30 protein-coding genes and 1 pseudogene are annotated in these 26,191 nt (G+C 62.3%); 4 read left to right on the forward strand and 27 right to left on the reverse strand.

Going from position 1 to position 26,191, the window contains the following annotated elements; genetic code table 11:
- Nucleotides 1–225 (reverse strand): annotated as a pseudogene (locus DM08_RS04375) (IS110 family transposase); the annotation flags it as partial.
- Between the two features lie 844 nt (nt 226–1,069).
- Complete coding sequence (locus DM08_RS04380; RefSeq protein WP_035383438.1) at nt 1,070–2,701, reverse strand: alpha-D-glucose phosphate-specific phosphoglucomutase; 1,632 nt, start codon at nt 2,699–2,701, stop codon at nt 1,070–1,072.
- Nucleotides 2,702–2,869: 168 nt separating this feature from the next.
- On the opposite strand from DM08_RS04380, the gene DM08_RS04385 reads away from it, so the two are divergent.
- The gene (locus DM08_RS04385) at nt 2,870–3,340 is read left to right on the forward strand and encodes a hypothetical protein (RefSeq protein WP_035383439.1); all 471 of its coding nucleotides are present in this window, start codon (nt 2,870–2,872) and stop codon (nt 3,338–3,340) included.
- Nucleotides 3,341–3,406: 66 nt separating this feature from the next.
- Here DM08_RS04385 and DM08_RS04390 read toward each other — a convergent pair whose 3' ends face one another.
- The 6 genes from DM08_RS04390 to DM08_RS04415 are packed head-to-tail and all read right to left on the reverse strand — an operon-like array spanning nt 3,407 to nt 6,324.
- Nucleotides 3,407–4,186, reverse strand: coding sequence for a peptidylprolyl isomerase (locus DM08_RS04390; RefSeq protein WP_035383440.1), 780 nt, complete (start codon nt 4,184–4,186; stop codon nt 3,407–3,409).
- Nucleotides 4,187–4,198: 12 nt separating this feature from the next.
- Nucleotides 4,199–4,471 carry a BolA family protein gene (locus DM08_RS04395; protein WP_035383441.1) on the reverse strand — a complete coding sequence of 91 codons (273 nt, stop codon included), beginning with the start codon at nt 4,469–4,471 and terminating at the stop codon, nt 4,199–4,201.
- The gene (locus DM08_RS04400) at nt 4,468–4,770 is read right to left on the reverse strand and encodes a YciI family protein (protein WP_035383442.1); all 303 of its coding nucleotides are present in this window, start codon (nt 4,768–4,770) and stop codon (nt 4,468–4,470) included. The genes DM08_RS04395 and DM08_RS04400 overlap by 4 nt, the downstream gene beginning before the upstream one ends.
- A complete protein-coding gene (locus DM08_RS04405; RefSeq protein ID WP_035383443.1) occupies nt 4,770–5,312 on the reverse strand; it encodes a septation protein A in 543 nt (180 codons plus the stop codon). Before DM08_RS04405 ends, DM08_RS04400 begins: the two co-directional genes overlap by 1 nt.
- A 23-nt stretch (nt 5,313–5,335) precedes the next feature.
- Nucleotides 5,336–5,707, reverse strand: a complete 372-nt coding sequence (gene msrB, locus DM08_RS04410; protein ID WP_035383444.1) for a peptide-methionine (R)-S-oxide reductase MsrB — start codon at nt 5,705–5,707, stop codon at nt 5,336–5,338.
- Nucleotides 5,704–6,324, reverse strand: a complete 621-nt coding sequence (locus DM08_RS04415) for a glutathione S-transferase N-terminal domain-containing protein (protein WP_237560223.1) — start codon at nt 6,322–6,324, stop codon at nt 5,704–5,706. The genes msrB and DM08_RS04415 overlap by 4 nt, the downstream gene beginning before the upstream one ends.
- Nucleotides 6,325–6,449: 125 nt before the next feature.
- Between DM08_RS04415 and DM08_RS04420 the strand changes: the two genes are divergently transcribed.
- Genes DM08_RS04420 through DM08_RS04430 form a run of 3 tightly spaced genes read left to right on the forward strand, consistent with a single transcriptional unit; the run spans nt 6,450 to nt 9,176 of the window.
- Nucleotides 6,450–7,205: a fused MFS/spermidine synthase gene (locus DM08_RS04420; protein ID WP_051937794.1), complete on the forward strand. Its 756-nt coding sequence runs from the start codon at nt 6,450–6,452 to the stop codon at nt 7,203–7,205.
- A gap of 1 nt (nt 7,206) precedes the next feature.
- Complete coding sequence (gene pepD / locus DM08_RS04425) at nt 7,207–8,703, forward strand: beta-Ala-His dipeptidase (protein WP_035383446.1); 1,497 nt, start codon at nt 7,207–7,209, stop codon at nt 8,701–8,703.
- On the forward strand, nt 8,700–9,176 hold the full coding sequence (locus DM08_RS04430; protein ID WP_035383447.1) for a hypothetical protein: 477 nt from the start codon (nt 8,700–8,702) through the stop codon (nt 9,174–9,176). Before pepD ends, DM08_RS04430 begins: the two co-directional genes overlap by 4 nt.
- An 88-nt stretch (nt 9,177–9,264) precedes the next feature.
- On the opposite strand, the gene acs is transcribed toward DM08_RS04430, so the two are convergent.
- From acs to DM08_RS04530, 19 genes are all read right to left on the reverse strand, one after another.
- Complete coding sequence (acs, locus tag DM08_RS04435) at nt 9,265–11,238, reverse strand: acetate--CoA ligase (protein WP_035383448.1); 1,974 nt, start codon at nt 11,236–11,238, stop codon at nt 9,265–9,267.
- Between the two features lie 59 nt (nt 11,239–11,297).
- On the reverse strand, nt 11,298–11,432 hold the full coding sequence (locus DM08_RS13160) for a hypothetical protein (RefSeq protein WP_237560224.1): 135 nt from the start codon (nt 11,430–11,432) through the stop codon (nt 11,298–11,300).
- A gap of 46 nt (nt 11,433–11,478) precedes the next feature.
- Nucleotides 11,479–12,009: a DUF1697 domain-containing protein gene (locus DM08_RS04440; RefSeq protein ID WP_035383449.1), complete on the reverse strand. Its 531-nt coding sequence runs from the start codon at nt 12,007–12,009 to the stop codon at nt 11,479–11,481.
- A complete protein-coding gene (locus DM08_RS04445; protein ID WP_035383450.1) occupies nt 12,009–12,482 on the reverse strand; it encodes a VOC family protein in 474 nt (157 codons plus the stop codon). Before DM08_RS04445 ends, DM08_RS04440 begins: the two co-directional genes overlap by 1 nt.
- Nucleotides 12,483–12,498: 16 nt before the next feature.
- Entirely contained in the window at nt 12,499–12,996 is a 498-nt protein-coding gene (locus DM08_RS04450; protein WP_035383451.1) for an SRPBCC family protein, read from the reverse strand.
- A gap of 14 nt (nt 12,997–13,010) precedes the next feature.
- A complete protein-coding gene (locus tag DM08_RS04455; RefSeq protein ID WP_035383452.1) occupies nt 13,011–13,916 on the reverse strand; it encodes a VOC family protein in 906 nt (301 codons plus the stop codon).
- A 136-nt stretch (nt 13,917–14,052) separates the two neighbouring features.
- Nucleotides 14,053–14,580 (reverse strand): SRPBCC family protein, encoded by a 528-nt coding sequence (locus DM08_RS04460; RefSeq protein ID WP_035383453.1) that lies wholly within the window; start codon nt 14,578–14,580, stop codon nt 14,053–14,055.
- 11 nt (nt 14,581–14,591) lie between these two features.
- Nucleotides 14,592–15,236 (reverse strand): dihydrofolate reductase family protein, encoded by a 645-nt coding sequence (locus DM08_RS04465; RefSeq protein WP_035383454.1) that lies wholly within the window; start codon nt 15,234–15,236, stop codon nt 14,592–14,594.
- A 145-nt stretch (nt 15,237–15,381) separates the two neighbouring features.
- Entirely contained in the window at nt 15,382–16,761 is a 1,380-nt protein-coding gene (locus DM08_RS04470) for a phosphomannomutase/phosphoglucomutase (RefSeq protein ID WP_035383455.1), read from the reverse strand.
- Nucleotides 16,761–17,774, reverse strand: a complete 1,014-nt coding sequence (waaF, locus tag DM08_RS04475; RefSeq protein WP_035383456.1) for a lipopolysaccharide heptosyltransferase II — start codon at nt 17,772–17,774, stop codon at nt 16,761–16,763. The genes DM08_RS04470 and waaF overlap by 1 nt, the downstream gene beginning before the upstream one ends.
- 79 nt (nt 17,775–17,853) lie before the next feature.
- Entirely contained in the window at nt 17,854–18,042 is a 189-nt protein-coding gene (locus DM08_RS04480; protein WP_035383457.1) for a zinc-finger domain-containing protein, read from the reverse strand.
- An 11-nt stretch (nt 18,043–18,053) separates the two neighbouring features.
- Nucleotides 18,054–18,974, reverse strand: a complete 921-nt coding sequence (locus DM08_RS04485) for a branched-chain amino acid transaminase (RefSeq protein WP_035383458.1) — start codon at nt 18,972–18,974, stop codon at nt 18,054–18,056.
- A gap of 290 nt (nt 18,975–19,264) precedes the next feature.
- Entirely contained in the window at nt 19,265–19,987 is a 723-nt protein-coding gene (locus tag DM08_RS04490) for a hypothetical protein (protein WP_035383459.1), read from the reverse strand.
- Nucleotides 19,988–20,099: 112 nt separating this feature from the next.
- Entirely contained in the window at nt 20,100–20,558 is a 459-nt protein-coding gene (locus DM08_RS12780) for a hypothetical protein (protein WP_152555774.1), read from the reverse strand.
- A gap of 209 nt (nt 20,559–20,767) precedes the next feature.
- Complete coding sequence (locus DM08_RS04500) at nt 20,768–21,295, reverse strand: hemerythrin domain-containing protein (protein WP_035383460.1); 528 nt, start codon at nt 21,293–21,295, stop codon at nt 20,768–20,770.
- Between the two features lie 13 nt (nt 21,296–21,308).
- The gene (locus tag DM08_RS04505; RefSeq protein WP_152555775.1) at nt 21,309–22,721 is read right to left on the reverse strand and encodes a hypothetical protein; all 1,413 of its coding nucleotides are present in this window, start codon (nt 22,719–22,721) and stop codon (nt 21,309–21,311) included.
- A gap of 3 nt (nt 22,722–22,724) precedes the next feature.
- A complete protein-coding gene (locus DM08_RS04520; protein WP_035383464.1) occupies nt 22,725–23,939 on the reverse strand; it encodes an ATP-grasp domain-containing protein in 1,215 nt (404 codons plus the stop codon).
- Between the two features lie 19 nt (nt 23,940–23,958).
- Nucleotides 23,959–25,407: a pyridoxal phosphate-dependent decarboxylase family protein gene (locus DM08_RS04525; RefSeq protein WP_035383465.1), complete on the reverse strand. Its 1,449-nt coding sequence runs from the start codon at nt 25,405–25,407 to the stop codon at nt 23,959–23,961.
- A 30-nt stretch (nt 25,408–25,437) separates the two neighbouring features.
- Entirely contained in the window at nt 25,438–26,187 is a 750-nt protein-coding gene (locus tag DM08_RS04530) for a DNA alkylation repair protein (RefSeq protein ID WP_237560225.1), read from the reverse strand.
- Between the last annotated feature and the right edge of the window lie 4 nt (nt 26,188–26,191).

A 26,191-nucleotide genomic window follows, 5' to 3' on the forward strand; every position in this document is an offset into this window, starting at 1 on the left:
CGACATCAGTCGCACGTCATGTCCCATTTTGCCCAGCTCCCGCGCCCAGTAGTGTGAGCTTCCACAGGCTTCCATGCCGATCAATGTCGCTGGCAGTTTGCCAAAGTATGCCTGCATCTGGTTGCGCCGCAATTGCTTCCTGACAATCACCTTGCCCGCACGATCCACTCCGTGTATCTGGAATACGTTCTTTGCCAGGTCTATGCCAATACGCGTAATATCCATTTCACACCTCCCTCTGTTGACTGGTTGTTTGCCATCTCCAGTCTGGCACATCTCGATGCCGTTTAGGGGGAGGTGTCCATTCCATTGCCCTACGCGGGCTACAGAGTGCAATAGGAAAAAGCAATTTGGGAACCACTATCTTTCTCACAAATCATTTTCTCAGGGTGTGATTGGCTATCGCATAGCATTTCAGACCATTTTTTGTGACGCTCGCAGCCATCAAGGTCTTTGAACCTAGCACTAACAAAGCAGTTAGTCTCACCTGCTCCGCAAATTACATACCTCACAGAGGTTTCACCTTTGGCACCCTTAATGCCTTCAGTATTCTCGCTATTGCAGCCAACTAGAAAGCAAATCAGTAGCAGTGTCACAATGCTCTTATTCATCTGAGCGCCCAATCTGTAGTTAATTAGCCGTGTCGGTAGGCATCGGCACAAACGTAAGGTTAGACATAAACCTTACGCAAGGTTATGAGATCCCAGCCTCCGAAGAGGCTGGGATGATGCTAACTGAAAGAGAGCATCAACAGGCCAATAATTGCTTGGAGCTGCTGAACACTCAACGTCAGTTCGATTGACAGCTTGAACATGGTTTTCACCCTGTTTGCGCTGGCAGTACTGCCAACTGGTTAATAGTTGGCTTTGGTGGGGACGAAGAGCTTGGCGGGGTTGCCCGCTAAGTTTCTTAGCCACCTAACGGCGCGGTTGCGATCCGCACCGGGGATTTACCGCCGTTACCTAGAGTTGTCTGGGTTTCTGCAGGTTCCCAATTTGGTGCTACGTATGGATGCATAGCTTAGTTCTGTAGGCTGGGGTAAGTTTACGAACCCCCAGCCTTCCCCAAATCACGTAATAACCGTCGGCTGTTCACGCCCCGTCCTGCCTTTCAACTCAGACAGTTGCAGCGCAATTGCAATTAGCTCCTTTAACGCTTCCTGAGCATCCAACCCGTGGCGGGCGACATCCGCTTCATAGGCTTCGAGGTAGACGCGCAAGGTGGCGCCTTCGGTGCCGGTGCCGGAGAGGCGGTAGATGATGCGGGAGCCGTCGGCGAACAGGATGCGGATGCCTTGTTTAGTGCTGACGCTGCCGTCCACCGGGTCGGTGTAGCTGAAGTCATCGCAGGTGGCGACGGTGTAGTTGCCGAACACCTGGCCGGGCAGGGTGGCGAAGCTGTCGCGCAGGTGCGTCATCACGCCGTTGGCGGCTTCGGTCGGCAGGGCTTCGTAGTCGTAGCGGGAGTAGAAGTTGCGGCCATATTTGGCCCAGTGTTCGCGCACGATGCTTTCCACCGATTGCTTGCGCGCGGCGACGATGTTGAGCCAGAACAGCACCGCCCACAGGCCGTCTTTTTCACGCACGTGGTTGGAGCCGGTGCCGAAGCTTTCTTCACCGCACAGGGTGACTTTGCCCGCGTCCATCAGGTTGCCGAAGAATTTCCAGCCGGTGGGGGTCTCGAAGCAGGGCAGGCCCAGAGCGGCGGCGACGCGGTCGGCGGCGGCGCTGGTGGGCATGGAGCGGGCGATGCCGGCGATGCCGCCCTTGTAGCCGGGGGCGAGCGTGGCGTTGGCGGCCAGCAGCGCGAGGCTGTCGGACGGCGTCACAAAGAAGCGCTGGCCGAGAATCATGTTGCGGTCGCCGTCGCCGTCGGAAGCTGCGCCGAAGTCGGGCGCATCTGCACCGTAGACGATCTCGACCAGATCATGGGCGTAAGTCAGGTTGGGGTCGGGGTGGCCGTTGCCGAAGTCTTCCAGCGGCACGGCGTTCATCACGCTGTCGGCGGGCGCGCCGAGGCGGTCGACCAGGATGTCGCGGGCGTAAGGGCCGGTGACGGCGTGCATGGCATCGAACTTGAGGCGGAAGCCGCCTGCCAGCAAGGCGCGAATGGCGGGGAAGTCGAACAGCGATTCCATCAGCTCGGCGTAATCGGCCACCGGGTCGATGACTTCCACGCGCATCGAGCCCAGCGAGAATTCGGCCAGCTCGTCCAATGAGACATCAGCGGCGGCGAGTATCTTGTATGCGCTGATCTCCTTGCTGCGCGCGTAGATGGCTTCGGTCACGGTTTCGGTGGCCGGGCCGCCGTTCTCGCCGTTGTATTTGATGCCGAAGTCGCCGTCCGGGCCGCCAGGGTTGTGGCTGGCCGACAGGATGATGCCGCCGTAGGTCTCATATTTGCGTATCACGCAGGAGGCCGCCGGAGTGGAGAGAATGCCGCCGCGTCCAACCAGCACGCGGCCAAAACCGTTGGCGGCGGCCATCTTCAGGATGGTCTGGATCGCGCTGCGGTTGTAATAGCGGCCGTCGCCGCCCACCACCAGTGTCGCGCCTTGCGGGGCAGCGATGGTATCGAAGATGCTTTGGACAAAGTTTTCCAGATAGTGCGGTTTCTGGAAGACGGTGACTTTTTTGCGCAGGCCGGAGGTGCCGGGCTTTTGATCGGAGAATGCTTGGGTAGGGATGGTGCGTATGCTCACGAAACGGCTCCTCAACGATTATCGAGTCGGCATCATATCACCGCCCAGCGCGGGCGTGAGTTGAGCGAGGTCAAGACGAAAAACATCGCCATGTGACTTTGCTCACAGACGGGGTGGCAGAGACCCCGTATCTTGCACATTCCTGACTAACTTGATTGGAGATTCACCATGGCCAGTAGCAAACGTATCGCATCCATCGCCATCATTCTGTGGGTGGCGACCATCGTGGTGTTCGGCTGGTTCTTTGTGCATGGGTACACCGAGACAGGTAGCGATGGGCGCAAAGCCGTGGTGCTTGAAGCCGGGGAACGAGGCCTGATCCTGGGCGAGATGCGCGGCCTGCTGGCGGCGACACAAGGCATCGTGCAGGGCATCCAGCAGAATGACATGAAGCAGGTGGCGCAATCGGCACGCGCCGTCGGCATGGCTTCGGCGGTGGACGTGAACCCGGCACTGATGGCCAAGCTGCCTATGGAATTCAAGTCGCTGGGCATGAGTGTGCATCACGACATGGACGATCTGGCGGCGGCTGCGGAAGCCGGCAAACCAGCGGGCGAGCTGCTGGGGATGTTGTCGGCCAGCATGGGCAAATGTGTGGCCTGCCATTCGGCCTGGCAGCTCAAGGTCGAGCAGAGATGACCGCTTCGGCACCCAAAATAAAAACGCCCCGATGGGGCGTTTTTACTTGGTGGCGTGCCAGCGATCTTATTCGATCTTGGCAGCGTTGCGCAGCTCGGTGACCGCCTGCTGGACTTGTTGCTGTTGCAGGAACTGGGTGATCTGCGGCTTGACCTGTTCGTACTCGGGAGTCTTGTGTTCGCGCGTGTCGTCCAGACGGATGACGTGCCAGCCGAACTGGGTCTGCACCGGCTCGCTGACCTGGCCCTTGCTCAGGCGGCTCAAGGCGTTGCCGAACTCAGGCACGAAGCCCTTGGGGTCGGCCCAGCCCAGATCGCCACCCTGCTTGGCGGAACCCGGGTCCATCGACTTGGCGGCCAGCGCCTCGAACTTCGCACCTTTCTTCAGCTTGGCGACGATGTCCTTGGCTTCGGCTTCGGTCTTCACCAGGATGTGGCGCGCCTTGTATTCGCTCTTGCTGGACTGAGCCTTGAGGCGGTTGTATTCGGCCTTGACGGCATCCTCGCTGACGGGATGGGTCTTGATGTAATCCTGCACATATGCGTCGGCCAGCACGTTCTGACGGATCATCTCCATCTGTGTCTGGACATCGGCACTCTTGTCCAGACCACGCTTGGTGGCGGCCTGCGACAGCAGTTCCAGATTGATGAGGCTGTCCTTGATGCCTTTGCGCAATTCGGGGCTGTCCGGCTGACCTTGTGCGGCCATCGCCTTGACGCGGGCATCCACACGGGATTGAGGAATGGATACGCCATTCACCAGCGCGGCGGACTTGTCTTCGGCAGAAGCCGGGAAGGCGGCCAGCAGAGCCAGAGCGATCAGGGCAGGTTTTGCTACTTTCAACATGAACTTTCCTCTCTAAAGTGAGTTCGATTCCTCGGGGGTGAGGGCGGTGATGGTAAGGGCGTGGATGTCGCCCGTCATCAAATTTTGCAGCGCGGAATATACCATGCGGTGCCGCGCCACGGTGTGCTTGCCAGCGAACGCGGCAGACACGATGCGCAGGCGGAAATGCCCGCCGCCGCTGCGTGCGCCCGCATGTCCGGCATGGGCGGCGCTGTCGTCCAGCAGTTGCAGTTCGATCGGCTCCAGGTCTGCGAGTCGTTCGCGGATGGCGGTCATGCGGCTCATGCCGGGAACACCTTTCTGAAGGGGCGGACGCTGACGCTGGCGTACACGCCTGCGCTGACATAAGGATCGGCCTCGGCCCAGGCTTGGGCCGCTTCCAGCGAGGTGAATTCCGCCACGATCAGGCTGCCGGTGTAGCCTGCTGCGCCGGGATCGACCGCATCCACGGCGGGAAAGGGGCCGGCCAGCAGCAAGCGGCCTTCGTTCTGCAATGCCTGCAAGCGTGCCAGATGTGCGGGGCGCGCTGCCATGCGGTGCGGCAAACTGTCGGCGATGTCGGTTCCGGTGATGGCGTAAAGCATCAGTTCTGCTCCTTGTCCTGCTCGGCGTATTTGGCGAGGAAGAACGACTGCGCCAGGATGAAGCCGAACATCAGCCCGGTCGCGCCGAACAGCTTGAAATTGACCCACTGCTCGGTGGTGTAGTTGAACGCGACGTAGAGGTTGATGAAGCCCAGCACCAGGAAAAACAGGCTCCAGCCGAGATTGAGGTTGCGCCAGACCTGGTTGGGCAGGGCGATCTTCTCCTGCAACAGCGCCTTGATCAGGTTCTTGCGGAACAGCAGGTTGGAGAACAACAGCGCAGCGGAAAACACCCAGTACAGGATGGTCGGCTTCCACTTGATGAAGCTTTCGTCGTGCAGCAGCAGCGTCGCGCCGCCCATCACGGTGATGATGCCGAAGCTCACCCACAACATCGTTTCGACCTTGCCGTGCCGCCATTTGGTCCAGACGATCTGGGCGACCGTGGCCGCGATGGCTGCACCCGTCGCGGCGTAGATGCCGGCGAACTTGAAGGTGACGAAGAACAGGATGACGGGGAAGAGATCGAAGAGCAGTTTCATGGCGGCGGATTATCCGGAGAATGTCAGGCCCTGTCGAGCTTCAGCGCGGCTGAGTTGATGCAGTAACGCAGCCCGGTCGGCGCGGGGCCATCCTCGAACACATGCCCCAGATGCGCGTCGCACCGGGCGCAGCGCACCTCGACCCGGCGCATCCCGTGCGAGTGGTCGGCCAGTTCCCTGATCGCCCCGGCAGCGGCGGGTTGCCAGTAGCTCGGCCAACCCGTGCCGGAGTCGAACTTGGTCGCGGCATCGAACAGCGCTGTCCCGCAGCACACGCAGCGATAAGTTCCCGCGTCGTGGCAATCCCAGTATTCGCCGCTGAACGGTGGCTCCGTGCCGCACTGGCGGCAGACACGGTATTGTTCCGGCGTGAGGTCGGCGTCCGGCGTGCTCATGATTGTCCCGCCAGACTGACCTTCATGCTGTCCCGTTCCGCCATGCGTGCGAACCAGCTCGCCAGCGTCGGGTGGGCGGCGCGCCAGTCGCGCTCCGGCTGGCGCAGGTCCAGATAGACCAGCGCGCTCGCCAGCGCAAGGTCGGCCAGTGTCAGCGCCGCACCTTCGCAGAAGTCGCCCGCGCCCAGCAACTCGGCGACATACGCCAGAGCGCGGCTGATGGCTTCGTTGTGGCGTTCGATGTTGCCCGGCTCCTGTTTTTCTGCCGCACGGATGCGCTCGGTGCGCACCACGACAGCGGAATCCATGATGCCGTCCGCCAGCGCCTCCCAACGCTTCACCCGCATCCGCGCCAGCGCATCGTCGCGCGGGATGAGGATGGGCGTGTCGTTCAGCGTATCGGCGTATTCCGCGATCACCGGCGAATCGAACACGCAGGTCGCGTCGTCCAGGATCAGCGCCGGGATGCGCCCCAGCGGATTCACCCGCGCCACCTGGCTACCCGGATCGCGCGGTGCATCGACCAGATAGTCGTGCGGAAGGTTCTTCTCCAGCAGCACCAGGCGCACCTTGCGCACATACGGGCTGGTGTCGGTACCAAGCAACTTCATCGTCATGGAGCTCTCCATCGTCACGTTCCTGAAAGTAGGGAGGGCCCGATGCCTGCGCCCCCGCCGATTTCGGATGATACCTGTGTTCGCGGTCGCGGGGCAGGGCGGGAATGCGGCATAATCGCGCCCCTATGGGATACCCTATCGACATTCGTGAACAGGACGGGCTGCGCACCCTGCGCTTCGAGTCGTCGTGCGTGCAGGGCGCGATGCGCGTCGAGCGGCCCTGGGACCTGGAGCTGGAATACACCCAACTGATGATGGCCGCGCTGCTCTTGCGCACGGAGAGCGACTTTCCGCGCAAGGTGCTGCTGATCGGGCTGGGAGCCGGGTCGTTGCCCAAGTTCCTGTATCGCCACTGTCCGCAGGCACAGCTCACTGTGGTGGAGATCGTGCCGGAGGTGGTGGCTGCGGCCCGACAGCATTTCTGTCTGCCTGACGATGCCGCGCGCTTGGGCGTGGTCACCGGTGACGGGGTCGAGTTCATGCGCAGCAGTGGCGACAGTTACGACTTGATCGTGGTGGACGGCTTCAACGAACACGCGCATCCCGGCGAACTGAATCGGCTGCCGTTCTACCGCGATTGTCGTTCGCGCCTGACCGCGCAGGGCTTGCTGGTGACCAACCTGATCGGCCTGAGTCAGCGCTACAAGGGTGGGCTCGCCTATATCGAACAGGCGTTCGAGGGGCGTGCCGCCAGCTTCCCTCGTTGTCACAGCGGCAATAGCATCGCGGTCGCGACCGCCGGGGCTACTGTCGAGATCACGCTGGATGACCTGGAGCTGCGCGCCCGCACGCTGGCGGAGCGCACCGGGCTCGACCTGCGGCCCGTGGTGGACAAGATGAGAGCCGATCGACACTGGTCGGACGGAAAACTGAGGATCTAGTATGACTGGTACTGACACGGCTGCCGCTTGGGCCGACCTGCAACCGCGTAGCGTATGGGCGCACTTCGCCACGCTGTGTTCGATTCCGCGCCCGTCCTATCGGGAAGCGGTGCTGCGCGATTATCTGCAGGCATGGGCGGCGGAACGCGGGATAGCGTCCGAGGTGGACGCGGTGGGCAACCTGATCCTGCGCCGAGCGGCCAGTCCGGGTTGTGCTGCCGCACCCGGCGTCATCCTGCAAGCCCACCTCGATATGGTGTGCCAGGCCAACGCCGGTACGGAGCATGACTTTGAACGCGATGCCATCCGCGCCGTGGTGCGTGATGGCTGGCTCGTGGCCGAGCAGACCACCCTGGGTGCGGACAACGGCATCGGTGTCGCACTGGCGCTGGCCGCGCTGGAGGAGCCGGGTTTGTCCCATCCGCCGCTGGAAGTGTTGCTAACGGTGAACGAAGAGTCCGGCATGGATGGCGCGCGCGGTCTGGCACCCGGCACCTTGCGCGGCCAGCGACTCATCAATCTGGACACCGAGGAGTGGGGGCATTTCTATCTTGGTTGCGCAGGCGGGATCGACGTGGAAGTGCGCCACAGCGTCGCGCTGTCCGCCGTCCCGCCCGGCCATGTGGCGGTGCGTCTGGAGGTGGCGGGCCTGCGCGGCGGCCATTCGGGCATCGACATCCACCTCGGGCGTGGCAATGCCATCCAGCTGCTGGCCGAGGCGGTGCAGGAGCTGTCCGGGCTGGGGGAGGTGCGTCTGATCGCCATGCAGGGCGGAACGGCGCGCAATGCCATCCCGCGCGAAGCGGTTGCGGTATGTGCGTTGCCGGTGGCCGCAGCGGGCCGGGTGCAGGAGTGCGTCAGCCGGATAGCGGCGGACTGGCAGCAGCGCTACGCCGCACACGAGGCCGGCGTGTCGCTGCGCAGTCAGCCGGTCGAGCTGGCGGCGGACGCACTTGCGCTGGAGCCCCATCAAGCCGACCGTCTGCTTGCGTTCCTGCGGTCGGTCGTGAACGGGCGGGTGCGTAGCAGTGAGGATTTCCCCGGCGTGACCGACACTTCCAGCAACCTAGGTGTGCTCGCGCTGGACCGGGGCCAACTCGCGGTGACCTGCAAGGTGCGCTCCCTGCATGGCGCGCGGGCGCATGCGCTGGCCGATGCGATGGTGGCCCACGCTCAGGCGCACGGTTTGTCGGCATGGACGGATGGCGAGTATCCGGGCTGGACACCGAACCCGGCTTCGCCACTGCTGGCGCTGTGCCAACAGGTGTACGCCGCCGAATGCGGCCAGATGGCCAGCCTGCAAGTGATCCATGCCGGACTGGAATGCGGCCTGCTCGCCGCCAGCCACCCGCATCTGGACATGATCTCCTTCGGCCCGGACATCCGTGGCGCACACGCACCGGGCGAACGGGTGGAGATCGGCTCGGTGGCCAAGTGCTGGAGCCTGCTCAAGGCCATACTGAGTGCACTGGCAGTGCGCCATGGAGAATTCAAGTGAAACTTCCAATATTGTCTATCTTGTTGTTGATTCTATTGACATCAGTCTCGGTCGCTTCGGAGCTGGATACCCGCGAGGCAGCGCCTGCCGCAACCAGCGCCGCAGCCGGGGAGAGCGCTTCTGCGGAGTCTCCGTCTGCACTGTACAAAACCGGTGTGGAACTCCGGGATAAGGGCGAATACGAAGATGCGGCGGCCTATTTCTATGCGGCAGCACGCAGGGGCTACCACGTGGCCGAGGTCGAGCTCGCCTTCCTGCACACGGCAGAGGACTCGCCCGTGCGAGACGATCCGGTGGGATATGCCTGGTTCGCACTCGCGCTGAAGCATGAAACCAACGAGAAATTGCAGGCCACCCTCAAGAGCAACTTGCTCAAGGTACGTGCGCGGATGAGCGATGCCGAAAAGACCCGGGCCAAGCGTTTGAGGATAGCCCTGGACAAGAATTTGGGCGACGTACAGCAGATAGAATGAATGAAAAGGCCACCCTAGAGGGTGGCCTCGATCATCAGTCAACAGGCCAGGATTTCAACGGCACCGATGACTTCGTTCAACACTACGCTTAGCGGATCACCTCTTTCAACTGGTCCAGGATCGCCGGATTCTCCAGTGTCGAGGTGTCTTGGGTGATCTCTTCGCCTTTGGCGATGGCTCGCAGCAGGCGGCGCATGATCTTGCCGGAGCGGGTCTTGGGCAGGTTCTCGCCGTAGCGGATCTCGTCCGGTTTGGCGATGGGGCCGATCTCCTTGCCGACCCAGTTGCGCAATTCCTCGGCCAGTTTCTTGGCGGCAGCGGCTTCGGTCGGGCGGGCACCTTTCAGTACCACGAAGGCGACCACGGCTTCGCCCTTGATCTCATGCGGCTTGCCGACTACGGCGGCTTCGGCCACAGCCGGATGCGCCACCAGCGCGGATTCGATCTCCATGGTGCCGAGGCGGTGACCGGAGACGTTCAGCACATCATCGATACGACCCATGATCCAGAAATAGCCGTCCTCGTCGCGGTGGGCCGAGTCGCCTGCCAGGTACGCGCCCTTCATTTCGGCTGGGAAGTAGGATTTGATGTAGCGCTCCGGATCGCCCCAGATGGTGCGGATCTGCGAGGGGAAGGGCTTCTTGATGACCAGGAAACCGCCGTGCTGGTCGTGCACCTCGTCGCCGCTCTCGTTGACGATGGCAGCCTGGATGCCGGGCAGCGGCAGGGTGCAGGAGCCGGGCTTGGTCGCCACTGCGCCGGGCAGCGGGGCCAACATGTGGCTGCCGGTCTCGGTCTGCCACCAGGTGTCCACGATGGGGCAACGCCCGCCGCCGACCACGCTGTGATACCACATCCATGCTTCGGGGTTGATCGGCTCGCCCACCGTGCCGAGCAGGCGCAGGCTGGAGAGGTCGTATTGTTTGGGCAGGTCGCCGCCCAGCTTGATCAGCGAGCGGATGGCGGTCGGCGCGGTGTAGAAAGTGGTGACCTTGTGATCCTGGATCATCTTCCAGAAACGGCCTGCGTCCGGGTAGGTCGGCACGCCTTCGAAGATGACTTGGGTCGCGCCCAGCGCCAGTGGGCCGTAGGCGACGTAGCTGTGGCCGGTGATCCAGCCCACGTCGGCGGTACACCAGAAGATGTCGGACGGCTTGTAGTCGAACACCCACTGGATGGACAGCATCGCGCCCAGCAGGTAACCGCCGCTGGAATGCTGCACGCCCTTGGGTTTGCCGGTGGAGCCGGAGGTGTAGAGGATGAACAGCGGATGCTCGGCGCCAACCCATGCCGGCTCGCAGACTTCGGCCTGCCCGGCGACCAGATCGTGCCACCACAGATTGTTCGCGCCCCAGGCCACGTCCGCGCCGGTGCGCCGGTAGACGATCACGCTGTGCACGGCTTCGCAGCCGCCGAAGCTCAGCGCCTCGTCCACGGCAGGCTTGAGCGGCATGGCCTTGCCGCCACGGAACTGGCCGTCGGAAGTGATGACGGCGACGGCTTGCGCATCGGTGATGCGCTCGTGCAGGCTCTTGGACGAGAAACCGCCGAACACCACCGAGTGGATCGCGCCGATGCGGGCGCAGGCTTGCATCGCCACCACGGCTTCCACGCTCATCGGCAGATAGATCACCACGCGGTCGCCCTGCTTGATGCCGCGCGACTTCAGGCCGTTGGCGAACTGGCAGACGCGGGCGTGCAGTTCGCGGTAGGAAACGCGGCTCACCTCGCCGTTGTCGGCCTCGAAGATCAGCGCGGTCTTTTCCGGCTGGGTGGCCAGATGCTTGTCCAGACAGTTGTAGGAGACGTTCAGTTCGCCATCCTCGAACCACTTGTAGAACGGAGCGTTGCTCTCGTCCAGCACCGTGGTGAACGGTTTCTTCCATGCGATGTTGCGGCGGGCGAGGTCGGCCCAGTAGCCTGAGTAGTCCGCTTCAGAGGCCGCCACCATCGCCTTGTACGCGTCCATGCCGGAGACGTTGGCCTGCTGCTGGAAACCGGCAGAAGGGGGGAAGACGCGGGTTTCATGCAGGACGGATTCGATGCTGTTTGACTCGGACATGTGGGGCTCCTCTGAAGATCGAAGGTGGTTATAGTTGTAAGGGGGTGCAGTGTAATGGCTTAGAACGGCAGATTCAACGCCGGATTCACACTTAATAGCGCACGCCGGAAGTCTTCCTTAACGCGCTGTAAGGAAACAGCATTGTCGGACTCAAAACAGAGCGTAATGACCGGCGTAGTGTTGGACAGACGCATCAGACCGAAGCTGTCCGCGCAATGTCATCTGCTGGACTGCCTCAGCCTAGTTTTTGACCATTTCCTGCAGTTTTCGCACCGTGTTCCAATTGCGCGTAGTGATTGGTACGCCCAGCAAGCGTTCCAGTTTAGCGGTGAGTTTTGATCTGCCGATGCCCTGCGGCGCGTGCAGATAGAGCACCTTGCCTTTCAGTGCATAACGTTCATCCGCCGCCTTGAGTCTTTCCATGCCAGCCAGATCGGGGGCTGGGGGCAGCTCATCGCAGAAATTGAAGTGCAAAGCGTTGCCTTCTGCTTCGGGGAAAGGGTTGGAAGCGATGATTGCGCTCAACCCATCGGCATCAAGCAGGAATACCTGGGGGTCGAAGCCGTGGCTGGCGTGGATCGCGGCGCTGATCTGCGCGGCAAGTTGGGTAGGAGCGGCGGCTGTGCTGTGGAAGACGGCATTACCGCTCTGGATGTAGGTGCGGACGCTCTGCAGACCCAATCCTTCCAATACGACGACCAGCTCTTTCATTGGCAGGAGGTGGTTGCCGCCGACGTTGATGCCTCGGAACAGGGCGAGGTAGGTGTTCATCACTGACGTTCCATCGGATCCTCGCGGGACGTTTGTTGCCCGAGCTGTTGGGCTAATCCGATGAGGATGCCTTCGGGGCCACGGATGTAGCAGAGCCGATACATGTCTGCATACTGGACAACTTCGCCGACGAGTTGCGCGCCACGTTTGCTGAGCCGGGCGAGCGTATCGTCAATGTCATCCACGGTGAACATGACGCGCAGATAGCCGAGTGCATTCACCGGAGTGCGGCGGTGATCGGCGACCACCGGCGGCGCGAGGAAGCGGGAGAGTTCGAGCCGACTGTGGCCATCCGGCGTGCGCATCATGGCGATCTCGACGCGCATGCCGCGCAGCCCAGTGACCCCATCCGCCCAATCTCCTTCAACCGGGGCGCGCCCCTCGATGCTCAGTCCGAGTTCGGTGAAGAATTCGATGGCGGCATCCATGCTCTCCACCACGATGCCAACGTTGTCCATACGCATAACGGCCATGATTCCTCCAGAAGGCTCACCACGTTTTCACGTAAGCCACCAACTGTTCCAGCGCCATGCCCCAGCCCTGTTCGTAGCCCATAGCTCTGTGTTTCTCGCAGCCTGCCTCGTCTTCGTGGTGCACAGTGGCCACGTAGCGCGTGCCGCCATCGCCGTGGGGGAACAGCTCGACGGTCGCGGTGAAAAAGAAGGCGCCGGTCTCTTCATCCTGATGCAAGCGGCTAGGACGGAAGCCCGGCAGCAGCGCATTGGTCCAGGTCAGTCTTTCGTTCTCGATCACTTCGAGGTAGCAGCCGATGTTGGGAAAGGTCTGGCCTTCGGGGGACTGCATCACGGTGTGGAAGATGCCGCCGGGGCGCAGGTCGATCTCGGCGTGGATGGTCTTCCACGGCAGCGGGCAAAACCACGGCATCAGGTGCTCGGGTTGCGTCCACGCTTTCCAGATCAATGCGGGCGGCACATCGACGAAGCGCTCGAAGGTTAGGTCAAGTTTGGGGTCGAAAGTTGGCGTCATGGTTGTCTCCCGATTCACGTGTTGTCTGCCGCACGTTGCAGTGCGGCGATGTCGAACTTCTTCATTTTGAGAAAGGCCTGCGTCACGCGCTTGCGCCGTTCGGCGGTGCCACGCATCAGCTCGCCCAGTTGCATGGGCACGATCTGCCACGACACGCCGAACTTGTCCTTGATCCAGCCGCATTGCCCGGCTTCCGGGTCAGCGGCGAGCGTGTTCCAGAAGTGGTCGATCTCCGCTTGATCCTGGCACTGCACGACGAGTGAAACGGCCTCATTGAAACTGAAGTCGTGCGCCTGCGCAGAATCCATCGCGGCGAACCACTGCCCATTCAGCATGAAATCCCCGAACATCACCGTGCCTTCCTTGTCCGGCGCCTGCCCCGCACCGTAGCGCACGAGGTTGCCCATGCGCGCATTCGCGAACGCCGAGGTGTACAGCTTCATCGCTTCTTCGGCTTGGCCGCAGGAACTTTGTGTGAACAGCAGCGAGGGAACGATCATGGGGCGAGGTTCACCTGCCGGATTGGTGAGGATCAGTTGCCAGGACACGCCGAACTTGTCCTGCACCCAGCCGTAATGCTCGCTGAACGGATATTTGCCCAGCGGCATCAGCGCCGTACCGCCTTCGATGAGCTTGTCCCACAAGGCATCCAGCGCCTCGCGCGCGTCCGTGCGTTGCGAGGGATCGAAATTGACGAAGAAGGAGATGGACGGATTGAACTTGAACAGCGGCCCCGCGCTGATGGACAGGAAGTCATAGCCGAGCAGGCGGAACGACACCACTTCGACATCGCCGGAAGGCGTGTCGGAAAGGGGCGTGCTACTCGTCACCGCAGAATCTCCGCCAAATGCGGCGACGTAGAGTTCAGCGGCGGCGCGGGCTTCTTTATCGAACCACAGATGGGGGGAAATTTTTTGCATCGCAATCTCCTTGATTGATTCGGTACGAGTGAAACGAGCGCGCTGTTCGTGCCGAGCCTGACGAAGCACATGAACCCATGCACACTTCGACAAGCTCAGTGCGAACGGATTTATGGGTAAACAGCGCCATAGCGCCTCACTTTTCCACGATCTGTTTCAGGTTGGCGAGGCTGTCTTCAAAATCCTTGCCTATCATCTTGTCCATGCTGAAAAACAGCCCCATCACCTTGGGGATGAGAGCCATCGGGCCGGACATGCTCCACACCACGCGCGTGCCGGTGCCCTCGGGCTGGAGCTCCAAATTGGCTACGTTGTGGCCTTCAAACGGCGAGATGAAATCCAGCTTGATCTGCACCTTGCTGGCGGGAATGGACTCGGTGATCTCCATGCTGCCTTTGCCCACATTGCCATTGCCTTCCCAGCCATACACCGCGCCTTTGCCCGCCGCCGCGCCGCTGAAGGTTTTCTTCATGTTGGGATCCTTCTTTTCCCACGCCGACCATGCCTCCCAGTTGTGCAGGTCGTTGATCTGCGCAAACACTTTGTCCGGCGCGGCGTTCATCACGGCGGAGCGCTCGATGCTGAAGGTGTCGGGACGAGTGGATGCATAGATCAGCACGATGGCGATGGCAACAACGAGGGCGAGAATGATTTTGATGAACATGATGTCTCCTTTCAGGGACGGGCAAATTTGAGGTGGACGACCTCGGGCGTGGCGATGGTCTGCACCAGCTCCAAGCCGTGCAGATCGTCGCCCTGGTTCTCGAACAAACGCTCGCCGCTGCCCAGCAGGACGGGTACCAGGCTGAGGGTCATTTCATCTACCAGCCCGGCGCGCAGGAATTGCTGCGCGGTTTGCGCGCCGCCGCCGATACTGACGTCCTTGCCCGCTGCGGCCTGCCGTGCCTGGCGCAATGCGGACTCGATACCGTCGGTGATGAAGTAGAACGTGGTGCCACCCTTGAGCACGAGCGGCGCACGCGCATGATGCGTCAGCACGAACACCGGATGATGGAACGGCGGCGTGTCGCCCCACCAGCCTTTCCATTCCTCATCCAGCCAGGGGCCGCGTAGCGGGCTGAACATGTTGCGCCCCATGATGGAAGCGCCGACGTTGTGGAATTGTTGTTCGATGATGGGCGTGCTGTCATTGACGATGCCGCCGTCGCCCATGCCCAGCATAGTGCGGAACGCGGCCAGCTCAAACGCCCATTGATGCAGACGCATACCGCCCAGTCCTAGCGGATGGTTCTTGCTTTGCTGCGGGCCTGCAGTGAACCCGTCCAGCGACATTGATGCTCTCAAGCGCAATTTTGACATGGTGGCTCCTTAACCTTGTTGTACCAAGCTTGCAGTATGAAGGGTGCTTGTTGCCTGTAGGTCCATGTGCTTCCTCCTTGGTTTGTCATTCCTGCAAATATGCGTCCAGTCGATCCAGGCCTTGTACGCAGTTCAGGTCGACCGCCTAGAACGGTAAGGCCAGGTTGGATTGGGCGGCCAGCAACACGCGGCGGAAGTCGTTCTGGATGCGTTGCAGGGAAGCAGCATCGTCGGCTTCAAAGCGAAGGGTGATGACTGGGGTGGTGTTGGAAGGGCGCATCAGGCCGAAGCCGTCGGCGTACTCCACCCGCAAGCCGTCGATGGTGATGATCTCTTTTACATCAGTGAATTGCGCTTGCTGTTTCAGGTTCTCGATGAGGGCGAAATGTTCGCCTTCGCGGAGCTTGAGGTGCAGCTCCGGGGTCGAGATCGCGTCGGGCAGGGCGTTCAGCTCGGCGCTGGGGTCGGTCACTTGGCTCAGAATCTCCAGCAGGCGCGCCCCCGCATACAGGCCGTCGTCGAAGCCGTACCAGCGTTCCTTGAAGAACAGGTGGCCGCTCAATTCGCCGCCCAGCAGCGCGCCGGTTTCGCGCATTTTGGCTTTCATCAGCGAATGGCCGGTCTTCCACAGCGTGGGTTTGCCGCCGTGCTGTCGTATCCAGCCTGCCAGATGGCGGGTGGACTTCACGTCGTAGATGATCTCTGCGCCGGGGTGGCGGGCGAGCACGTCGGCAGCGAACAGCATCAGTTGACGGTCAGGATAGATGATGCGGCCATCCTGGGTGACCACGCCCAGGCGGTCGCCGTCGCCGTCGAAGGCCAGGCCGAGTTCGCTGTCGTTGGTCTGGAGCGCCGCGATCAGGTCTTGCAGGTTGTGCGGTTCGGACGGGTCGGGGTGATGGTTGGGGAAGCGGCCATCGACCTCGCAGAACAGCTCGGTCACGGTGCAGCCCAGTTTCCGGTATAGCTCGGCGACGAACGCCCCGGCCACGCCGTTGCCGCAATCCACGGTGACCTTCATCGGCCGTGCCAGCCGGATGTCGCCGACGATGCGGGCGTAGTATTCCGCCGCGATGTCGTGGCGCGAGTAGCCGCCGTGGCCGTGGCTGAGGTCGCCGGACTCGATGCGCATGCGCAGCGCCTGTATCGCCTCGCCCGACAGCGTCTCGTCCGCCAGCACCATCTTGATGCCGTTATACTCGGGCGGATTGTGGCTGCCGGTGATCATCGCCGCGCAGTGCGTGCCGAGCTGGTAGGCGGCGAAATAGGCCATGGGCGTGGCGACTTGGCCCAGGTCGATCACATCCATGCCGCTGTTCCGCAGGCCGCGCGCCAGTGCCTCGGCGAACTCCGGCCCGGACAGGCGACCATCGCGCCCGAGCACGATGCTGTGTTGGCCGCGTGCGACAGCCTCCGAACCCAGCGCATGGCCGATGAGTTCGACGATCTCCGGGGTGAGCGTCTTGCCGACGATGCCGCGTATGTCGTAGGCCTTGAAGATCTCGCGCGGCAGGCTGGCGGCCATTACTCGTCGACCCGGAGGGGCAGCAAGGGGAAGATGCGGTCGGGCGGCAGTTGCTTCATGCAGTTAAAGTGGCCCAGCGGGCACTCGCGCTTGAAGCAGGGAATGCAGGGCAGGTCGAGCTGGACGACCTGAGCGGCAGCCGACAACGGCGGCGTGAACTGCGGGCTGCTGGAGCCGAAGATGGCCACCATCGGGCGGTCGAGCGCAGCGGCGAGGTGCATCAGACCGGAATCGTTGCTGACTACCAGATCGGCGCAGGCGAGCAGGGCAATGGCATCGGACAGGTCGGTCGCGCCACACAGGTTGCGGCAGGTATCGCCGCTCAGGCGCACGATCTCGTCGCCCACTGGCTTGTCCTTGCCGGAACCCAGCAGCCAGACGGCGTAGCCGCGCTGCGCCAGCTTGGCCGCCAGCTCGCCGTAATAGGCCTCCGGCCAGCGCTTGGCCGGGCCGTATTCCGCGCCGGGGCAGAAGATGGCGATGGGCTGGTCTTGCGTCAGGCCGAGCTTGGCCAGCACCTGCTGGCGTTGTTCGGCGCTGACTTCCAGATGAGGATCAGGCACGGGGCGCTGCAATGCCTCGCCGCGCGCCTCGGCCAGATAGGCGAAGCGCTCCACCATAAAGGGCAGCACGGTCTTGTCCAGCTTGCGCGCATCGTTGAGCAGAAAGTAGCGCGATTCGCCGACGAAGCCGGTGCGCAGCGGGATACGTGCGAAGAACGGCACCAGTGCCGACTTCAGCGAGTTGGGGGTGACGATGGCCTGATCGTAGTGCGCGGCGCGCAAGGATTTACCCAGCGCGCGGCGTTGGGCGAGTTGCAGCGCGCCGTGCGGGAAGGGATTGATGATGACCTCGTTCACCTCGGGCATTAGCCGCAGCAGCTTTTCGGTCCAGGGTGGCGCGAGGATGTCGATCTGCGCTTGCGGATGGCGCTGCTTGAGCCGACGCAGCATGGGCTGCATCAACATGCAATCGCCCACCCAACTGGGCGCGATGACGAGGATCTTTTTCATAGGCGCGGGTGGCTTGCAACTTGTCGCTTGTAACTTGGGGCGGAGCCCGTCGGTTCGCTACCCGTTACAAGCCACCGGCTTAGTGATGTCCCTTGGGCAGTTCGCCGACGAACTTGTACAGCGTGCCGCAATACGGGCAGCGCACTTCGCCGGTCTTTTCCACGGCCAGCGCCACGCGCGGGTGGTTGTTCCACAGCGACACCGCCGGGGTGGGACAGGCCAGTGGCAGATCGGCGGCGGTGACTTCAACAACGGATTGAGCGGTCATGCGGTTTCTCCTTAAACGTGTGCGAGCCAGTCGGCGTATTTGTCGTTCTTGCCGCCGACGATGTCAAAGAACAGCGATTGCAGCTTCTCGGTGATCGGGCCACGGCAACCGGCGCCGATGACGCGATTATCCAGTTCGCGGATCGGCGTCACTTCGGCAGCCGTGCCGGTGAAGAACGCCTCGTCGGCGCAATACACCTCGTCGCGGGTGATGCGCTTCTGGATCACTTCCAGCCCCAGATCGGCAGCCAGCGTCAGGATGGTGTCGCGCGTGATGCCTTCCAGACAGGAAGTCAGGTCCGGCGTGTACAGCTTGCCCTTCTTCACGATGAAGATGTTCTCGCCCGCGCCTTCGGCCACGTAGCCGTCCACGTCCAGCAGCAGCGCCTCGTCGTAGCCGTCGTGCGCCACTTCCTGGTGCGCCAGGATGGAGTTGGTATAAGTGCCGACCGACTTGGAACGGCACATGTTCACGTTCACATGGTGGCGGGTGAAGCTCGAAGTCTTCACGCGGATGCCCTTGGCCATGCCTTCCGCGCCCAGATACGCGCCCCACGGCCAGGCGGCCACGGCGACGTGCGTGCTGATCTTGGTGGCGGCGATGCCCATCGCCTCGGAGCCGTAGAAAGCGATCGGGCGCAGGTAGCAGGATTCCAGATTATTGGCGCGCACCACTTCCTTCTGCGCCTCCATCAGGGTTTCCTTGTCGTAAGGCATGTTCATCTTGAAGATGTAGGCCGAATTCATCAGGCGCTGGGTGTGTTCTTCCAGACGGAAAATCGCGGTGCCCTGAGTCGTCTTGTACGCCCGCACGCCCTCGAACACGCCCATGCCGTAGTGCAGGGTGTGGGTCAGCACGTGGGTGGTGGCATCGCGCCAGGGAACGAGTTTGCCGTCATACCAGATAAAACCGTCGCGGTCGGCCATGGACATGGTTCTGCTTCCTTCGTGTACTTTTGATGAAGCGCGAATTCTAGCCGTTTCCGCCGTATTTGGGGAGGCGCTTCGCAGTGGCAAAAGCAGGCAAGACGCGAATTTCTGGGGGGAGCGACTCGATGGCGTTCAAAGAGCCGCGTGCGGTACGGCTAGGAAGCGATAGCCGTAGGGTGGGCAAAAGCGCAGCGTTGCCCACCGGGGCTAGAAGGGGAGGTGTCCGCGTGGGAAAATCAAGGATTTTCCCACCCTACGTGACTGTGGTCTACGCTCGATCGTTACTCGCCGTTTTACGGTCTGTCAGAAAGCCGGATTAGCTCAGTCTGTCTCCGATAGTTCCCTTGGCCCCGATTGTCCTTTGCCGCACGGTGCACCGCTCCTAGAGATAGATAGAGGTACAACCAGAGTACACCAGGAATGGCATACCAATATTGGCCTGCTGCAGCACTTGTGAGTACGAGGATGGCCGTAAGTGCTGAGATAAACAGGAGCCACCAATTAGACTTAAGCGACACCGCGTACACCAGTGGGGTTGACGGTTGGGAAGTGCCTCGCAGAAAGCTCAGATGCGCAAGTGACCAGACCAGCAAAATTATGAACTGGATTGGAACACCCATTAGCGGGATTCCCATTGAATCTGCCCAGTGTGGAAATTCCCCTCGGTTATACGCCTGAAACAAATCAAAGACGTAGCCTCCAACACTGAGAAACGGAAGAGTGATAGCAAGCATAATCAAAGTGTTGCGAGAGTTTGGGGATTGAAGTCGTACTTGGCCTTTTCGGGTGACAAAAAACATGACAACAGCTATTGCAGCCAACGTGACGCCATAGTCTTCGAGCTGAAATTTTGGGGTGAGCATTTCATCCCGAAGTTTCCAATACTCCTCGCTCTGTCCAGCGGACATGCTTATGTACCGCTCCATGAAAAGCTGTTCGTTTTTGTACGGTGACAACGTAAGCGCGTAACTCCAAAGCGCTGCACCGATGATTAGCAAGATGGCTGAAATTTTCATGGTGCTTAACGTAATTTCGACGGCTTAATAATTTGGCAGTAATGGGAAAACCGGGTTAGCTAGGTCTGTCCCCGATTCTCCGTGCCGATTCTCCGTTGTTCAATTCCGGAGATTACTTTGTATCCTTTGAATCAAAGAAGGCTTTTGCTCGATCACTCTCGGCAGTTGTTGGTTTGCTTAGGCGCCACTCTTCGCCCTCCTTCATTTTGTAGCGGATTACTCCAGCTTCAGGATCCATCTGGTAGTACGGGAATGTATCTCTGAAGCCGCCAATGAAAAGTGCAGGGGCGAAAAACAGAATACTCCCGGCTATCGTGGAGCCGTTCACATGCAGCGGGAGCAAACCATAAAGCTTTTGATCACCGGCGCTTACAGCTTTGAATAGATGTTGACCTGTAGCTTTAGAGCCAAGTCTAATGCTCGTTGGCAAAGCTACGTTCTGGTGACCATCTAGTGAAAGCGTAGTGCCCGGAGTTATGCCTTCAAAATGAGTCGCTGTTGAGCATCCTTGAACTAATGCGGCAGCAACGACTAAAGTAACAGTTCGAATAAGAGATTTATTGAAGTTCATGATCGGTAAGGTCCATTGGAATAATTGGCGGTGGCCTTGGATTTTTTCTGATTCTCGACTTTTGTTATCCAAGCCGGATGGATGGTGCCGCAATCCACTTAGTCGGGCAATAGACCTGAAGGCCTAGTACGCTCTGTCTCGCCAACTCGCTTGGAGCCCCCTTTGCGCTGATGTTTTCGTAAGTCTCGTCGAACGGTCTGCGATTACTGTCAACTTGGCGATAGCGTCACACCGCGCCGCTTAGCCATGTTGACACCGATGGCGGCGAGGTCGGCGGGGGAGAGGAGTTGCGCTGCCAGGGGCAGCAGGGTGCTGTTTTCGGTTGCGATGTGGCTGGCGTAGGCGGCGATGAAGTCTTCCGTGATCTCGGCATCCAGTGTGGCGGCGCGGGCTTCGGTGAGGGCCAGCAGTTGCGGGCGCAGGCCTTGCCAGGCGGCGGTCATGGTTTCGTGTTCGGTCAGCAGGCGGTCGAGAAGGGCCGCTGCTTCGGCGTTGCCCGTGGCGCGCAGGCGGGGGAAGAGGTCGTGTTCTTCGTCTTCATGGTGGTGTTGCCCGGCGGTGTCGAAGTAGCGCAGCACGGCTTGCGCCGCTTGTTGCGCCTGGGTGTCGCAGCCGTGCGCGGGCAGGTGGGCTTGGAGTTTGCGCAGGGTGGCGCATTGCGCCTGGATGCGACCATGGCAGGCGCGCAGCATCGCCAGTGGGTCGTCGAAACTAGGGGCGGGCGTGGGGAGCTGCATGTGCGGTTTCCGTTCAGGCGGCCAGGGATGCGGTGATGTGTTCTATCTTGTCGATGGCGAGGAGCGCGTTGTCCTGTAGCCGGGCGCTGCGCTCGGGGGCGGAGGCGGCTTCGGTTACCATGCGCGCGCTGACGCACAGGCGCACGGCGCTCACCGCCACGCCGTCACGCTGGCCGCAGCTCACCGGCTGGCCGAGCAGGAAGCGCGTCTGGGCGATGGGCAGGTCGCCGCCCAGATCGTGCTGGAGCAGCAGGTACACATTGCGTGTCTCGATCTCGGTCAGCATCCTGCCTGACCTGGGCTGGCGCAGCAGGAAGGGGAAGATGCTGGTCACGGCATCCACGCCTCCGCCCTCCGCCGGGAACGGCCGCTGCAGTGCGGGCACCGGCAGGGGCAGACAGGCCGGGCTTAGTCGCAGGCGGGCCGAGACCCTTGCGGCGAAGTCGCGCAGGAATTTGTCGGCGATGCTCGGGTTGACGTGCAGATAGGCTTGCAATTCCTCCAGCGCCGCTTGCCAGCGCAGCAACAGGCCGAAGTTCGGCGTTTCGGTGGCGGACGGGCTCGGCCCCAGGCGGGCGGCAACCGCTGCGGGCACCAGCAAGGCACCGGAAAAGCTCGGTCCGCCGATGAATTTCGAGCCGGTCAGGGCGACCATGCAGTCGGATTCCAGATAACGTCGCAAGGTGGCGATGGAGAAGCGGAACTGGCAGGCATCCAGCAGCACTTCGCAGCGCTCCGGCCAGCGGGCGCGCAAGGCCAGCGCCAGATCCAGGCGGGGGGCGGCGAGCCCGGTCTTGGAGACATCCACCGGCACCAACAACAGGTGCTCGCCAGCAGCGATGGCGGCTTCGGCCTGGCGGGCGAAATCCGCGTCTATGTCGTCCAGCTCGCGCGGCGTGCCGTCAGCGTGCCGCAGCGCGATGGGCGTGACGCTGGACGAGGCCGAGCTCATCGCCGCGCACACAAAACTGCCGGTCTCGGATTCTTCCACGGTCAGGATACGCAGCGGTGCGCGGCCACAGGCCAGCAGGCGGCGCGCGGCGGACTGGTGGGCATCGGTGCCGGAGGCGGCCAGGTGCAACTCCAGGCCGGGCAGGCCATCGAGCTGGCAAAGCGCCAGCAAGCTCCGGCGCACGCCCGCGCTCTCCCGCGAGTACACCTGTTCGGGGGACTCTGCGCAGAAGCTGGCTTGCAGGCGGATATGCATCAGCTTGGCAGCATAGTAGGCCGGTTCGGAGATGGGCGTGGCGGTGGACGAGCCCAAGGCCAGCAGGCCGTTGTCCGGCAACACCGGGCAGCCGTAGCGGTTCAGGTCGGTGTCCGGGTCGCGGCGCAAACGCTCGTCCCCACCCGCGACCAGCATGTCGGGCAGGGGAGGGAGACTGAGTCCGGAGTTGCGTAACGGGCGGCTAAGGACGATCTTCATGCGTCATCGGTGCGGGCGGGCTGTTGCCAACAGCAGCTCGCGAAAGGCGGCGAACACCTTGCGCATCTGCGGCTGCTTGTAAGGATAGAGGTCCGCCGGGTCCATGTCATGTATCACCATCGAGGTGTCGGCCTCGAAGATCAGCAGTTCGCCGTCCCGCGTCTCGGCGCAGTCGATACCGAGGTAGTCCAGCCCCATGCGCTGATACACGGCATCGAGCGCCTGCCGGTGGCGGCGGGCGAAGTCCAGTTCGAAACGCTGCATCGCATATGCCTCTTCGGCGCGCTTGTCCGCGCTGTCCGCCATGCCCGCGTTGAGGTAATGGATCATCCAGTGTTCGGAGATGGCCAGGTGGGCCAGATAGGGCTTGCCGCCGATCAGGGCGATGCGATATTTGCGGAACAGGCCATCGCCGCTGCGGTAATCCACGAAACGCGAGATGAAGAACTCGTGCGCGCTGGCACCGGCCAGATAAGCGGCCACGGCGGCAGGGCTCTCCAGCCGTTCCAGTCCGATACCGGCATGGGAATCGACCGGGCGCACGATCAGCGGAAAATCGTCACCCAGGATGGCCGTGGGCGCGAGCGCACCTGTGGCCAGCCGTTCCAGCGTGTCGCGGTCGGTCCGCAGCGTGCGCGGCAGTGCGATGCCAGGTGCGTCGTGCAGCCGGGCGTGGACCGCGTCGCGGGCCAGGCAGGCGATCAGCTCCGGTGAGTTGAGCACGGGGCGCGGCCAGTTGCGCAGGCTGTCTTGCAATTGATGCAGCAAGGGCAGGTTGGCCTCCGACTCGCCCACGGCGACGAACAGCAGGTCGTGTTCGGGCAGTTGCGTGGGGACCGGAAAGTCGCCGCCTATGAACAGCAGGCTGAGTTCGACATCGGAATTCTCCAGCAGGAAATCAATCGGCGTGTTCGCCATCATGTCGCCCGGAGCCATCAGAGCCAGCACCCGCAAGACCGGCTCGTCCCGGAGCGGGAGTCGGTAGATCTGTTCCATGTCCAAGGCTTGCTTCTGCATCTGCAAGGAAAGCGAGCGATTCCCGTTGAGCAGGAGCAGGGACGACAGGTCCATCAGCGTGTTGGCATCCTCCGGGGTGGCAGCGGCTCGTCTGAGCAACTCCTGTCCCAGCGGGGTGAGGTCGGTGCCGGCCATCGCCATGCGGGCGAAGGCGGCCCGACCGATGAGGGGCGCGCGTTGGGTGTCGTGTCTGGCGTTCATGGGGATCATCAGGAGTGGGTCATGCGCGCATCATAGCGGCGGCACATGTCAGGCTGGAGTCGATCAGGGCATCAATATCGGTTCTGTTCGTGCGATGGTTGACGATGGCGGCGCGTATCGCCAGTGTGCCGTGCAAGGTGGTGGTGGAAGGCGCGACGCGCCCGCCTTCCTGCAAGCGCACGGCCAGCTCGGCGTTGAGCCGGTTCGAGTCGGCGCTATCGGGGAAACGGTAGCGGAAGCACACCACATTGAGCGCGACCGGGGCCAGCAGTTCCAGTTCCGGCGTGGCGGCGACGCGCTCGGCCAGGTAGCGCGCCAGCGCACAAGTGCCGGAGATCATCTCGCCGAGCTGGGCTGCGCCATAGGTCTTGAGCGTGAACCAGACCTTGAGGGCGCGGAAACCGCGCGACAGGTCTGGGCCGAAATCGCAGGGCCAGGGCGAGTGGGCGGCGATGCCGCGCGTCTCGCGGCGCAGGTAGGCGGCAGGTGAGGCGAAGGTGCGGCGATGCAGCTCGCCATCGCGTACCAGGATGAACCCGGCATCGTAGGGGGCTTGTCCCCACTTGTGGAAATCGAAGGCGATGGAATCGGCGCGCTCGATGCCGGCCAGACGCGGCGCGATGTCGGGCGACAACATGCCCAAGGCACCGAGCGCGCCGTCGATGTGCAGCCACAGCCGCTCGCGGCGAGCGAGGTCGGCGATGGCATCCAGATCGTCGATCGCGCCCACATCCACCGTGCCGGAGGTGGCGGCGATGAAGAACGGGGTCGATCCGGCGGCGCGGTCGTTGGCGATGGCCTGCTCCAGCGCAGCGATGTCCATCTGGAACTGGTCGTTCAGCGGGATCAGGCGCAATGCGGCGCTGCCGATACCGGCCAGTTCCATCGCCTGAGTGATGCAACCGTGCGCGCCCGCCGAGGTGTAGGCCACCAGCCTGTGCTCAGCAAGACCATCCACCCGCACGGTCTCGCCCAGTGCGGCAGTGCGCGCCACCAGCAAGGCGATGAAATTGGCCAGCGAGGCGCCGGTGACGAACAGCCCGCTGGCGCTCTCAGGGAAGCCGAACAGTTCGCGCACCCAGTGCAGCACCTGCTTCTCCACTTCGATGGGCATCTGGTCGCGTCCGCCCAGATTGGCGTTCAGGCCCGCCGCCAGCATCTCGGCCAGCATGCCGACCGGCGTGCCGCCGCCGTGTACCCAGCCCATGAAGCCGGGATGGGCGTTGCCGACCGCGTAGGGCAGGACCTCCTGCATGAAGCGCTGGTGCAGTTCGTTGAGTTCGGTAGGCTGTTGCGGCAGTGGCTCGCGGAAACCGGTGCGCCGTTCAGCGGGGATGGGTTGCCATACCGGACGTGTGCGCAGTTGCTCCAGATAGTCCAGCATGTCGTCCAGCATGCGGTGTGACTGGCTGCGGAAAGCGCCCCAGTCCTCGGGATCCAGCGTGTGGCCGTCGCGTTCGTCGTTCATGGGGCGGGATGCTACGCGAATGTGCGTCGCTCAGGTAGCGTCGCCCCGCAGATATCGCTGGCGGCGCGCTTCCGGGAAACGTTCGATGGCGTAGCGCAGCAGCGTGCGCGGCAGGGTGCGCTGGCGTGGCAGTAGAAAGGACTCCTCGGCGGCGAGATTGCGCTTGCCCACCTCGCGCAGCATCCAGCCCACGGCCTTCTGCATCAGGTCATGGCGATCGTCGCAGAGCAGGGCGGCCAGGCGCAGGGTGTCGTCGAACTGGTCGAGCCGGATGAAGTGGAACGTGGCGATGATGGCGATGCGCCGCTCCCACAGCGAGGGCGAGGCGGCTAGCGCATACAGACGGTCGCGCGGCTGGTCAGCCAGATGCCGTCCGACGATGTGCGGCGCGGAAACGTCCACCAGGTCCCAGTTGTTGATGCGATGAGTATGGTTCAGGTAAAGCTCGTAACACGATGTTTTGTCGACATCTGAGGCGCGCTGATAGCACTGCATCAGCAACAGCAGGGCGAACAGGCGCTCCTCATGGAACCCGGAAGCCAGCAGTTCGCCGATGACATCGATACCCGTGTCGCGGTACTCCCTGGCCAGGGCCCGCAGCACCGGGACCTTGATCCCGAGGAAGATGTCCCCCTCACCATATTCGCCGACACCAGTCTTGAAGAAGCCTTGCTGGATAGCGGCGACCTCGGGTGAGGCCAGGGCGTGGAGCCGGGCGGAGATGTGCCCGGCCTCAGTGGACGACCCGGTCAGCATGGAGTGCGGCGCAGCATTCGGCATGCTG

Origin of the sequence: Ferriphaselus sp. R-1, from assembly GCF_000746095.1 — a bacterium.
GTDB lineage: Bacteria > Pseudomonadota > Gammaproteobacteria > Burkholderiales > Gallionellaceae > Ferriphaselus.

What these genes read in the sequence shown, in the direction of transcription:
- DM08_RS13160 (WP_237560224.1), bottom strand. Translation starts at nt 11,432, where the DNA reads ATGCGTCTGTCCAACACTACGCCGGTCATTACGCTCTGTTTTGAGTCC.
- DM08_RS04450 (WP_035383451.1), bottom strand. Translation starts at nt 12,996, where the DNA reads ATGACGCCAACTTTCGACCCCAAACTTGACCTAACCTTCGAGCGCTTC.
- acs (WP_035383448.1), bottom strand. Translation starts at nt 11,238, where the DNA reads ATGTCCGAGTCAAACAGCATCGAATCCGTCCTGCATGAAACCCGCGTC.
- waaF (WP_035383456.1), bottom strand. Translation starts at nt 17,774, where the DNA reads ATGAAAAAGATCCTCGTCATCGCGCCCAGTTGGGTGGGCGATTGCATG.
- DM08_RS04480 (WP_035383457.1), bottom strand. Translation starts at nt 18,042, where the DNA reads ATGACCGCTCAATCCGTTGTTGAAGTCACCGCCGCCGATCTGCCACTG.
- DM08_RS04405 (WP_035383443.1), bottom strand. Translation starts at nt 5,312, where the DNA reads ATGAAACTGCTCTTCGATCTCTTCCCCGTCATCCTGTTCTTCGTCACC.
- DM08_RS04500 (WP_035383460.1), bottom strand. Translation starts at nt 21,295, where the DNA reads ATGCAGCTCCCCACGCCCGCCCCTAGTTTCGACGACCCACTGGCGATG.
- DM08_RS04485 (WP_035383458.1), bottom strand. Translation starts at nt 18,974, where the DNA reads ATGTCCATGGCCGACCGCGACGGTTTTATCTGGTATGACGGCAAACTC.
- DM08_RS04490 (WP_035383459.1), bottom strand. Translation starts at nt 19,987, where the DNA reads ATGAAAATTTCAGCCATCTTGCTAATCATCGGTGCAGCGCTTTGGAGT.
- DM08_RS04385 (WP_035383439.1), top strand. Translation starts at nt 2,870, where the DNA reads ATGGCCAGTAGCAAACGTATCGCATCCATCGCCATCATTCTGTGGGTG.
- DM08_RS04400 (WP_035383442.1), bottom strand. Translation starts at nt 4,770, where the DNA reads ATGCTTTACGCCATCACCGGAACCGACATCGCCGACAGTTTGCCGCAC.
- msrB (WP_035383444.1), bottom strand. Translation starts at nt 5,707, where the DNA reads ATGAGCACGCCGGACGCCGACCTCACGCCGGAACAATACCGTGTCTGC.
- DM08_RS04470 (WP_035383455.1), bottom strand. Translation starts at nt 16,761, where the DNA reads ATGGCCGCCAGCCTGCCGCGCGAGATCTTCAAGGCCTACGACATACGC.
- DM08_RS04530 (WP_237560225.1), bottom strand. Translation starts at nt 26,187, where the DNA reads ATGCCGAATGCTGCGCCGCACTCCATGCTGACCGGGTCGTCCACTGAG.
- DM08_RS04525 (WP_035383465.1), bottom strand. Translation starts at nt 25,407, where the DNA reads ATGAACGACGAACGCGACGGCCACACGCTGGATCCCGAGGACTGGGGC.
- pepD (WP_035383446.1), top strand. Translation starts at nt 7,207, where the DNA reads ATGACTGGTACTGACACGGCTGCCGCTTGGGCCGACCTGCAACCGCGT.
- DM08_RS04455 (WP_035383452.1), bottom strand. Translation starts at nt 13,916, where the DNA reads ATGCAAAAAATTTCCCCCCATCTGTGGTTCGATAAAGAAGCCCGCGCC.
- DM08_RS04420 (WP_051937794.1), top strand. Translation starts at nt 6,450, where the DNA reads ATGGGATACCCTATCGACATTCGTGAACAGGACGGGCTGCGCACCCTG.
- DM08_RS12780 (WP_152555774.1), bottom strand. Translation starts at nt 20,558, where the DNA reads ATGAACTTCAATAAATCTCTTATTCGAACTGTTACTTTAGTCGTTGCT.
- DM08_RS04465 (WP_035383454.1), bottom strand. Translation starts at nt 15,236, where the DNA reads ATGTCAAAATTGCGCTTGAGAGCATCAATGTCGCTGGACGGGTTCACT.
- DM08_RS04520 (WP_035383464.1), bottom strand. Translation starts at nt 23,939, where the DNA reads ATGAACGCCAGACACGACACCCAACGCGCGCCCCTCATCGGTCGGGCC.
- DM08_RS04460 (WP_035383453.1), bottom strand. Translation starts at nt 14,580, where the DNA reads ATGTTCATCAAAATCATTCTCGCCCTCGTTGTTGCCATCGCCATCGTG.
- DM08_RS04445 (WP_035383450.1), bottom strand. Translation starts at nt 12,482, where the DNA reads ATGGCCGTTATGCGTATGGACAACGTTGGCATCGTGGTGGAGAGCATG.
- DM08_RS04415 (WP_237560223.1), bottom strand. Translation starts at nt 6,324, where the DNA reads ATGACGATGAAGTTGCTTGGTACCGACACCAGCCCGTATGTGCGCAAG.
- DM08_RS04390 (WP_035383440.1), bottom strand. Translation starts at nt 4,186, where the DNA reads ATGTTGAAAGTAGCAAAACCTGCCCTGATCGCTCTGGCTCTGCTGGCC.
- DM08_RS04440 (WP_035383449.1), bottom strand. Translation starts at nt 12,009, where the DNA reads ATGAACACCTACCTCGCCCTGTTCCGAGGCATCAACGTCGGCGGCAAC.
- DM08_RS04395 (WP_035383441.1), bottom strand. Translation starts at nt 4,471, where the DNA reads ATGAGCCGCATGACCGCCATCCGCGAACGACTCGCAGACCTGGAGCCG.
- DM08_RS04505 (WP_152555775.1), bottom strand. Translation starts at nt 22,721, where the DNA reads ATGAAGATCGTCCTTAGCCGCCCGTTACGCAACTCCGGACTCAGTCTC.